9 protein-coding genes and 2 pseudogenes are annotated in these 8,910 nt (G+C 59.9%); 3 read left to right on the plus strand and 8 right to left on the minus strand.

The window, feature by feature from the left end:
* From PMI28_RS27235 to PMI28_RS27220, 4 genes and pseudogenes are all read right to left on the minus strand, one after another.
* Positions 1-193 (minus strand): annotated as a pseudogene (locus tag PMI28_RS27235) (hypothetical protein); the annotation flags it as partial.
* Positions 194-212: 19 nt separating this feature from the next.
* Positions 213-1,928 carry a proline--tRNA ligase gene (locus PMI28_RS27230; protein WP_007981570.1) on the minus strand — a complete coding sequence of 572 codons (1,716 nt, stop codon included), beginning with the start codon at positions 1,926-1,928 and terminating at the stop codon, positions 213-215.
* A 143-nt stretch (positions 1,929-2,071) separates the two neighbouring features.
* Positions 2,072-3,631, minus strand: coding sequence for an AmpG family muropeptide MFS transporter (locus PMI28_RS27225; RefSeq protein ID WP_007981571.1), 1,560 nt, complete (start codon positions 3,629-3,631; stop codon positions 2,072-2,074).
* A 44-nt stretch (positions 3,632-3,675) separates the two neighbouring features.
* Complete coding sequence (locus PMI28_RS27220) at positions 3,676-4,029, minus strand: MGMT family protein (RefSeq protein WP_007981572.1); 354 nt, start codon at positions 4,027-4,029, stop codon at positions 3,676-3,678.
* A 163-nt stretch (positions 4,030-4,192) separates the two neighbouring features.
* Between PMI28_RS27220 and PMI28_RS27215 the strand changes: the two genes are divergently transcribed.
* A complete protein-coding gene (locus tag PMI28_RS27215) occupies positions 4,193-5,200 on the plus strand; it encodes a DUF481 domain-containing protein (RefSeq protein WP_007981574.1) in 1,008 nt (335 codons plus the stop codon).
* A 107-nt stretch (positions 5,201-5,307) separates the two neighbouring features.
* Here PMI28_RS27215 and PMI28_RS27210 read toward each other — a convergent pair whose 3' ends face one another.
* Entirely contained in the window at positions 5,308-5,517 is a 210-nt protein-coding gene (locus PMI28_RS27210) for a cold-shock protein (RefSeq protein WP_002554837.1), read from the minus strand.
* Positions 5,518-5,872: 355 nt separating this feature from the next.
* On the opposite strand from PMI28_RS27210, the gene dcd reads away from it, so the two are divergent.
* Positions 5,873-6,439 carry a dCTP deaminase gene (dcd, locus tag PMI28_RS27205; RefSeq protein ID WP_007904652.1) on the plus strand — a complete coding sequence of 189 codons (567 nt, stop codon included), beginning with the start codon at positions 5,873-5,875 and terminating at the stop codon, positions 6,437-6,439.
* 107 nt (positions 6,440-6,546) lie between these two features.
* Positions 6,547-6,756, plus strand: a complete 210-nt coding sequence (locus PMI28_RS27200) for a hypothetical protein (protein WP_007981578.1) — start codon at positions 6,547-6,549, stop codon at positions 6,754-6,756.
* Between the two features lie 130 nt (positions 6,757-6,886).
* Here PMI28_RS27200 and PMI28_RS27195 read toward each other — a convergent pair whose 3' ends face one another.
* From PMI28_RS27195 to PMI28_RS30855, 3 genes and pseudogenes are all read right to left on the minus strand, one after another.
* Positions 6,887-7,651 (minus strand): ABC transporter ATP-binding protein, encoded by a 765-nt coding sequence (locus tag PMI28_RS27195; protein ID WP_007981580.1) that lies wholly within the window; start codon positions 7,649-7,651, stop codon positions 6,887-6,889.
* A 13-nt stretch (positions 7,652-7,664) separates the two neighbouring features.
* Positions 7,665-8,783: a succinylglutamate desuccinylase/aspartoacylase family protein gene (locus PMI28_RS27190; protein WP_007981583.1), complete on the minus strand. Its 1,119-nt coding sequence runs from the start codon at positions 8,781-8,783 to the stop codon at positions 7,665-7,667.
* A 27-nt stretch (positions 8,784-8,810) separates the two neighbouring features.
* Positions 8,811-8,910: pseudogene (locus tag PMI28_RS30855) on the minus strand (amino acid ABC transporter permease); the annotation flags it as partial.

Raw genomic sequence — 8,910 nt, forward strand, 5'->3', positions numbered from 1 at the left:
TTTCCCCCCGCCGTTGCGGCAGCTCAAGCACCTTGGGCTCACCGACATCGATCTGCAGGCTGTGGTCGAGCAATTTGCGCTCGACCCGTTCCTCTTGCTCGCTGCGTTGCGACATGTGGTTGGCACAGCCGCTGACCAGCAGGGCACCGCACAAGGCGGCACCACCGAGGCCTAAGGTGTTTCGCTTGAACATGACGTCTCTATATCTGGTATCAGCGGCGGATGCGGGCCTGAAGGAAGGACAGCACGTCGGCGACCGGCAGCGCTTGTGCCTCGGCCTCGGTACGGCTCTTGTATTCCAGGTTGCCTTCGGCCAGGCCGCGGTCGCTGACCACGATCCGGTGTGGAATGCCAATCAGCTCCATGTCCGCGAACTTGATGCCCGGGCTGGTTTTCTTGTCGCGGTCATCGAGCAGCACTTCGAAGCCGGCAGCGGTGAGTTCCGCGTACAGCTTGTCGGTGGCTTCACGAACCTGTTCGGTTTCGTAGCGCAGCGGCACCAGGGCAATCTGGAAAGGCGCGAGGGTGTCGCTCCAGATGATCCCGTTTTCATCGTTGTTCTGCTCGATGGCAGCGGCCACCACGCGGGACACGCCGATGCCGTAGCAACCCATCTCCAGGGTGACCGGCTTGCCGTTCTCGCCAAGCACTTCGCACTTCATCGCTTTGCTGTACTTGTTGCCCAGCTGGAAGATGTGCCCGACTTCGATGCCGCGCTTGATTTCCAGGGTGCCCTTACCGTCCGGGCTCGGGTCGCCGGCCACGACGTTACGCAGGTCGGCAACGGTCGGAACAGGCAGGTCACGCTCCCAGTTCACGCCGAAGTAGTGTTTGTCGTCGATGTTGGCGCCAATGCCAAAGTCGCTCATCAGTTCGACCGAGCGGTCGATGATGATCGGCAGCGGCAGGTTCAACGGGCCCAGGGAGCCGGCACCGGCGCCAATGGCGTCGCGCAGTTCACTTTCCGAGGCCATGACCAGAGGGCTGGCAACGCCAGGCTGGTTGGCGGCCTTGATTTCGTTCAGCTCATGGTCGCCACGGATGATCAGGGCAATCAGCTTGCCTTTCTCTTCTGCGTGCACCACGAGGGTCTTGATGGTTTTCTCGATCGGCAGGTTGAAGCCTTCGACCAGTTGCGCAATGGTCTTGGCATTCGGGGTATCGACCAGACGCAGCTCTTCGGTCGGAGCGGCACGCGATGCTTCGCGCGGCACGGCTTCGGCTTTTTCGATATTGGCGGCGTAGTCGGAGCCATTGCTGAAAACGATATCGTCTTCGCCGGACTCGGCCAGCACGTGGAACTCGTGGGAACCGGCGCCACCGATGGAACCGTTGTCGGCTTCAACAGGACGGAACTTCAGGCCCAGGCGGGTGAACACGTTGCAGTAGGCCTGGTGCATGCGGTCGTAGGTGACCTGCAGCGACGGCTGGTCTGCGTGGAACGAGTAGGCGTCCTTCATGATGAATTCGCGGCCGCGCATCAAGCCGAAGCGTGGGCGGATTTCGTCACGGAATTTGGTCTGGATCTGGTACAGGTTGATTGGCAGCTGCTTGTAGCTGCTCAATTCGTTGCGCATCAGATCGGTGATGACTTCTTCGTGGGTCGGGCCGGCGCAGAAGTCGCGGCCATGGCGATCCTTGAAGCGCAGCAATTCAGGGCCGTACTCTTCCCAGCGCCCCGACTCCTGCCACAGCTCAGCCGGTTGCGTGCTCGGCATCAACACTTCGAGAGAACCGGCGGCGTTCATTTCTTCACGAACGACGGCTTCGACCTTGCGCATCACCCGCAAGCCCATCGGCAGCCAGGTGTACAGGCCCGAGGCGAGTTTGCGGATCATGCCGGCGCGCAGCATCAGCTGGTGGCTGATCACGACCGCGTCGGAAGGCGTTTCTTTTTGTGTGGCGAGCAAAAATTGACTGGTGCGCATGGTTGGCCGTTATCGATTGCTGATGACGAGAAATGACGGAGCATTGTACGGGCGAGATCCGCTGGCGTACAGGCATGCGGTCGGTGGTGTGGCAGGAGGGCGCGATTCACTCGGCCCTCCGCGATTCTTCCTGCGTAAAGAATCTACGATTCTTCGGCGACCGGGGTCTGCACCGGTTCCGGTGTCGGTGTCGGACCGGCGCGGCGGTTCTCCTGGAACCAGTGCAAGGCGATCAACAGCAGTGTCGGAACGCCCAGCAGGGCGGTGATCAGGAAGAAGTTGTGGTAACCGAATTTTTCCACCATGACCCCGGAGTAGCCGCCGATCAGGCGCGGCAGCAACAGCATTATCGAGCTGAGCAGGGCGTATTGGGTGGCGGAGAACTTGAGGTTGGTCAGGCTCGACAAGTAGGCGACGAAGGCTGAGGTGGCCAGGCCTGAACTGAAGTTGTCCAGGGAAATGGTCAGGATCAGCATCTTCAGATTGGGGCCCATATCGGCCAGCATCAGAAACAGCAGATTGGTGGCCGCCGACGAAACGCCGCCGATGAACAGGATCGGCAGGATGCCGAAACGCACGATCAGCAGGCCGCCCATACCGGCACCTACCAGCGTCATGATCAGGCCGAAGATTTTGCTGACACTGGCGATCTGGTCCTTGGTGAAGCCCTGGTCGATGTAGAAAACGTTGGCCATCACGCCCATGACCGTGTCGGACATCCGGTAGGTGGCGATCAGCCCGAGCAGCAGCAGCGCCTGCCAGCGGTAACGCAGAATGAAGTCGTTGACCGGCGTCAGCACCGGTGCCAGGCCACGACGGCCCATGGCCGAGAGGCACAGGGCGGTGAGGGTGGTGTAGAGGATCGCGCGCAGGAAGGCGCGGTCTTCGAGCAGCAGGTCAAGCACGCTCACGCCCTGGAACAGCACGCTGGCGAAGTCGGTGTTGTAGAGTTGGGTGAACATCGCCGGCACGGAAACCAGCAGCACGATCAGTACGAACACTGACGCCAGTTGATGCACAAAGCTGTATCGACCGGCCTGCAGTTGCGTACGCAATGGCACCGGTGGTTCGCGCATGAACAGACTGGTCAGCAGAGCCGGGACCATCAGGGCGCCGAACAGGATGTAGGTGCCGGCCCATGCCGAATGCTTGTAGTTGAAACCGGTCGAGCCGAAACCTTCAGCGAAGTACAGCGCACCGGCGGTGGCCAGCAGGGCGGCGATCCGATACCCGGACATGTAGCTGGCGGCGAGTGCGGCCTGGCGGTTGTCTTCGGCGATTTCCAGGCGGTAGGCGTCTACCGCAATGTCCTGCGTCGCCGATGCGAAAGCGACGACCACGGCGATGGCGATCAGCCAGGACAAATGTTTTTGCGGGTCGCAGAAACCCATCCCGATCAGGCCGAGGATGACCAGTGCCTGGGACAACACGAGCCAGGATCGTCGTCGACCGAGCTTGCCGAGCAATGGCAGTCGCCATTGGTCGAGCAAGGGTGACCAGACCCATTTGAAGGCATACGCCAGGCCGATCAGGCTTGCATAGCCAATGGTTTCGCGAGCCACGCCGGCTTCTCGCAGCCAGACCGAAAGTGTCGAAAACACCAGCATGTAAGGCAGGCCGGCGGCGAAACCAAGCAGCAACAGCACGAGTGTCGATGGGCTGGCATAAGCGGCGAGCGCGGCGCGCCAGGTTTTACGGGGCATGGGCTGGAGTCTGCCTCAAGAAATACGGAAACAAAGCGCGCACTCTAACCGCTGTGCTCTACCGGGCGCCAGCCATGGCGCTGAATATCAACACGATTATTCAGGATGCTGATGCCCTCCATGCGTAATCGTGCGCGCTGCTCATCACCCGAAAGGCTGCCCACTGGCAGGCTGATACGTCCGTTTGCGCCCAGAACCCGATGCCAGGGCAGCTTGCTGTCGCTTGGCAATTGGCTGAGCGTGCGGCCGACCCAGCGAGCGGCGCGACCCAGTCCTGCAAGCTCGGCCAGTTGGCCGTAGCTGACGACTTTGCCCTCGGGTATTTGTGCAAGCGTCAAATACAGCGCCGTGCGTCGGATTTGCGCCGCACTCTCGGGTTCATCAGTTGGATCGGTCACGTCCGTCAGTCCTGAAGAAGTTTGCTTTACCGTCTGTAGAGTAATTCCTGCGCGGGCGGTTGAGAAATGAACTCAACAGAAATAGTCGGGTCAGTCCTTGTCAGGGCCTTGTTCCTACGGATAATGCCGACTTTTCTCGCAAGCCTGAGCCTGTATTTTGCTTATGTTGTCCAGATGTCTGCTGTGTCTCGCCATCCTTGGTGCTTCCACTCCCTTGCTAGCCGATACCGTGTGGTTGAACAACGGCGACAAGCTGAGCGGAAAGATCACGCTGTTCGATGGCGGCAAGCTGCTGATCCAGACCGAGTACGCCGGTGCGGTGACGATCGACTGGAAACAGGTCAAGACCCTGGACAGTGATCAGGAGTTGCTGGTCAAGCAGGATGCCTACAGTGGCGAGAAAGCCAGGTCGCTGAAAGCGGCGGACGCCGGCAAGGTGACGCTGGCCAATGGCGAAGCACCGAAGACGGTCGAGTTGGCGAGCATTCAGCAGATTCTCAAGCCAAAACCGGTGGTCGAGGATCTGGTATGGAAAGGCAACGTCGATATCGCGCTGGATTATCAGCGGGCGGAAAACGACACCGATGACTACGATATCGATTTCAAAACCACTGCGCGACACGGTCGCTGGCGGCACACCGCTGAAGGTGAATACAACCGTGAGTTCCAGGACGACGTGGTGACCACCGACAACTGGCGGGCCGAATACTCCATCGACCGATTCCTGACCGAGCAATGGTTCTGGCAGGGGCGCCTGGTCTACAAGCGCGACAAGGTCGAAGACCTTTCCCGTCAGCGCACCGTCGGTACCGGTCCCGGCTATCAGTTCTGGGATGACGAACTCGGGGCGTTCTCCCTCGGCTCGCTGGTCAACCACACGGACTATGAGTTCTCCGACGGCAGCAAGGACAATTTCTACGCCCTGGCCATGAAGTGGGATTACAACCGATACCTGATTGGTAAACGTGTCGAGTTTTTCACCAATGGCGAGGTCGGCAAACCGTTGTCGGATGTGGCCGACTATGCACTCGATGCCGAGATGGGGTTGCGCTACAAGGTGACCGAATGGGCTTCGCTGAACCTGAAGGCGGAGCGGGACATCATCAGTGGCACCGACGATGCGGATCTGGACACGACCCGGTACACCGCCGGATTTGGGGTGGCCTGGTAAGAAAATCAAAAGATCGCAGGCTGCGATCTTTTTTTGCCTGGAAAAACTTTTAGGCACAAAAAAGCCCCGCTGTTGAGGGCGGGGCTTTTTACTAAAGCAAGTACAAGTTAGATAACTTGAACTTCTTCAGCTTGCATGCCTTTCTGACCGCGGGTAGCGATGAAAGAAACCTGTTGGCCTTCTTTCAGGCTTTTGAAGCCGTCGGACTGGATAGCTTTGAAGTGAACGAACAGGTCGTCACCGGATTGTGGGGTGATGAAGCCGAAGCCTTTTTCATCGTTGAACCACTTAACGGTACCGGTTTGGCGATTAGACATGGTGTAACTCCTTGAACAAAGATAACTGCGACTCAGGAAGAACCCTGGCCGAGACTGAGTGCAAAGAGCAGGAAAAATTCTTGTAGATGGTTGGATCGAAATTCAACATATCGTGTAGAGATTCTCAGTGACACAAGCAGCACAGTGACGCCACCTTAACCCTTTTTCCGGGACGTGCCAATGCTTCTTGCGAAGGTTTCTCTGTTTTAGGGATCGGCGGTGTGACGGTTCGTCGCTAGCGCGCGTAATTCCAGCATGTTCGGCGAGAATTGCACCCCCCGGACTTTGAACCCGGCGGCGCGCCCGGTAAGATGCCGGACAGAATTTTTCGACCTCGCTATTCAGGACACCCGCCATGAGCATCAAATCGGACAAGTGGATTCGCCGCATGGCGCAAGAGCACGGCATGATCGAGCCTTTCGTCGAGCGCCAGGTGCGCGGCAGCGACGATAGCCGTGTGATCTCCTACGGCGTGTCGAGCTACGGCTACGATGTGCGTTGCACTAATCATTTCAAGGTGTTCACCAACATCAATTCAGCCATCGTCGACCCGAAAAACTTCGATGCCGGCAGCTTCGTCGACATCCACAGCGACGTGTGCATCATTCCGCCGAACTCCTTCGCCCTGGCCAGCACCGTCGAATACTTCCGCATTCCGCGCAATGTATTGACCATTTGCCTGGGTAAAAGCACCTACGCGCGCTGCGGCATCATCGTCAACGTCACGCCGCTTGAGCCAGAGTGGGAAGGTCACGTGACCCTGGAATTCTCCAATACCACTAATCTGCCGGCGAAAATCTACGCCAACGAAGGCGTGGCGCAGATGCTGTTCCTTGAGTCTGACGAAGAATGTGAAGTGTCTTACAAGGACCGTGGCGGCAAGTATCAGGGCCAACGTGGCGTGACCCTGCCGCGCACCTGAGTCAACCGTCTGACAAATGCCGGGAATTCCTGAGCGGGCGTACACTCTATGGAGTGTACTGCTCCGATCCGCGCAAGGCGGGTCGGGCCATCGCTCGGGAGTGCCGAATGAAGATCGATCCGCGAATCAGTGCCGAACTGGCGAAGTTTGAACCCAATCAGGTTGGCGTTCTGGCCTGGTCCTTGTTGGCACATCCGCCCGTCAGCATGGCGGGGGGCATCCCCGGTCAGCCCGACCCCGATACCCCGAACGAACAGCCTAACGAGCCTGGCGAACCTACCTTGCCGGATGAGCCACCGCCCGCGCCTGTCGTCTGATAGTTCAGACGCTATAGATCAAAAAAGTGGGAGCGGGCTTGCTCGCGAAAGCGGTGTGTCAGGCGGCATGAATGCCACTGATACTCCGTCTTCGCGAGCAAGCCCGCTCCCACAGGTTTTTCTGTAGACGTTACTTCAGGTTGCCGCTGAGGAACTGTTTCAGACGCTCGCTTTTCGGATTGCCCAGCACGTTTTCCGGCGCGCCTTCTTCCTCCACCAGGCCCTGGTGCAGAAACAATACCTGGCTCGACACTTTGCGGGCGAAGCTCATTTCGTGGGTCACCATGATCATGGTTCGGCCTTCTTCGGCCAGGCCCTGGATCACTTTCAGTACTTCGCCCACCAGTTCCGGGTCCAGCGCCGAGGTCGGTTCGTCGAACAGCATGACTTCCGGTTCCATGGCCAGTGCGCGGGCGATGGCGACCCGTTGTTGCTGGCCGCCGGACAGGAATGCCGGGTATTGGTCCGCCACGCGGGACGCCAGGCCCACCTTGTCGAGGTAGCGTCGGGCGCGGTCCTCGGCTTCTTTCTTGTCGCACCCCAGCACCCGGCGCGGGGCCATGGTGATGTTTTCCAGTACCGTCATGTGGCTCCACAGGTTGAAGTGCTGGAACACCATGGCCAGGCGGGTGCGGATCCGCTGCAGTTCATTGGCGTCGGCCACGTGCATGCCGTGACGATCCTTGATCATGCGGATGTTCTGGCCGTCGAGGCTCATGGCGCCGTCGTTGGGTTGTTCCAGGAAGTTGATGCAACGCAGGAAGGTGCTCTTGCCCGAGCCACTGGCGCCGATCAGGCTGATGACGTCGCCGGTCCTGGCCTTGAGCGAAACACCTTTGAGGACTTCATGTTCGCCATAGCTTTTGTGCAGGCCTTCAATGGTCAATTTGTACATGGGGCGTGCATCCTCAAGGCGAAAGTAGATAGCCGCTGCGATAGGCTTCGGTGCCCGCGACGTGGGCGATCACCATGCCGGCAGTGGCCATGCGGCGCAGCGATCGGGCGTACATCAGTCCGGCGGCGGTGCAATGGACGGGGGTGACGCGATCGTTGATCGGATCAATGATCTCGGCGATCAGTTGCCCGGCTTCCAGGTACTCGCCCGGCAGCGCGGTGAACACCAGCAGCCCGCCGACGGGCGTGGCCACGGGCTCTACACCGGCCAGCGGTGTCGCCGGATAGGGCAGGTCGGGCAGGGGCGCAGGTTCACCGGCGATTGCGCCGAAATGGATCAGGTAGTCGATCAGCGCCTGGCAGTCGAGGCTGGCCAGCGGGTGGTTGACATCGCCCTGACCGCGCAATTCGACGGTCACCGAAAAACTCCCCGGCGCAATGTCGAACTGCTCCCCGAAGCGCTCCTTCAACTGCCACCAGAGCAGGGTGAAGCATTCGTCGAACGATTGGCCGCCAGAGTCGGTTGCCAGCAGACTGGCTTCGGCGCCGATGTAACGGGCCAGCGGTTCGACCTGCGGCCAGGCGTCCGGCGTGGTGTACAGATGCGCCACCGCTTCGAAATCGCAATGCAGGTCGAGCACCATGTCGGCGTCGCAGGCCAACCGTTGCAGGGTCAGGCGCTGGGATTGCAATTGGGTGTCGGCGGTCTGTCGGGCCAGCGCATCGCGCAGGCCGCTACGGATTAATTGCAGGTTGTGCTGCGGATCGTCACCGAGTTTGCCTTCGATAGCGTTCCCGACTTCCTCACTGAGGTCGACGAACCAGCGGTTGAAGTTCTGGCCGCTTTCCAGCTCGTAGCGGCCCAGCGGCACATCCATCAGCACCTGTTCCAGGCCCACCGGGTTGGCGATGGGCACCAGCACGATTTCGCTGCGCAGGCGGCCGGCGGCTTCCAGCTCCGCCAGGCGTTGCTTGAGGTGCCAGGCCACCAGCATGCCGGGCATTTCGTCGGCGTGCAGGGAGGCCTGGATGTAGATTTTGCTGCTGGCCGGTTGTGGGCCGAAGTGAAAACTGTGGATCTGTCGCGCGGTCCCCGGCAGCGGGGCCAGCAGGTCATGTTTCTGGTGGCGCATCTGTTGTTTCCTGAAGCAGGTTGAGACCTAGTGGGTCGGCCCGAGGAAGGCCAGCCATCGACGTTCGGCAAGGCGGAACAGGCCGACCAGCGCAAAAGTGACGGTCAGGTAGATCAGCGCGGCAATG

The sequence above is a fragment of the Pseudomonas sp. GM48 genome (genome assembly GCF_000282335.1).
In the GTDB taxonomy this organism is placed as follows: Bacteria; Pseudomonadota; Gammaproteobacteria; order Pseudomonadales; family Pseudomonadaceae; genus Aquipseudomonas.

Excerpts from the sequence above, each read along its gene's own strand:
- PMI28_RS27225 (WP_007981571.1), bottom strand. The coding sequence starts at position 3,631 with ATGCCCCGTAAAACCTGGCGCGCCGCGCTCGCCGCTTATGCCAGCCCA.
- dcd (WP_007904652.1), top strand. The coding sequence starts at position 5,873 with ATGAGCATCAAATCGGACAAGTGGATTCGCCGCATGGCGCAAGAGCAC.
- PMI28_RS27190 (WP_007981583.1), bottom strand. The coding sequence starts at position 8,783 with ATGCGCCACCAGAAACATGACCTGCTGGCCCCGCTGCCGGGGACCGCG.
- PMI28_RS27195 (WP_007981580.1), bottom strand. The coding sequence starts at position 7,651 with ATGTACAAATTGACCATTGAAGGCCTGCACAAAAGCTATGGCGAACAT.
- PMI28_RS27210 (WP_002554837.1), bottom strand. The coding sequence starts at position 5,517 with ATGTCTAATCGCCAAACCGGTACCGTTAAGTGGTTCAACGATGAAAAA.
- PMI28_RS27215 (WP_007981574.1), top strand. The coding sequence starts at position 4,193 with ATGTTGTCCAGATGTCTGCTGTGTCTCGCCATCCTTGGTGCTTCCACT.
- PMI28_RS27230 (WP_007981570.1), bottom strand. The coding sequence starts at position 1,928 with ATGCGCACCAGTCAATTTTTGCTCGCCACACAAAAAGAAACGCCTTCC.
- PMI28_RS27200 (WP_007981578.1), top strand. The coding sequence starts at position 6,547 with ATGAAGATCGATCCGCGAATCAGTGCCGAACTGGCGAAGTTTGAACCC.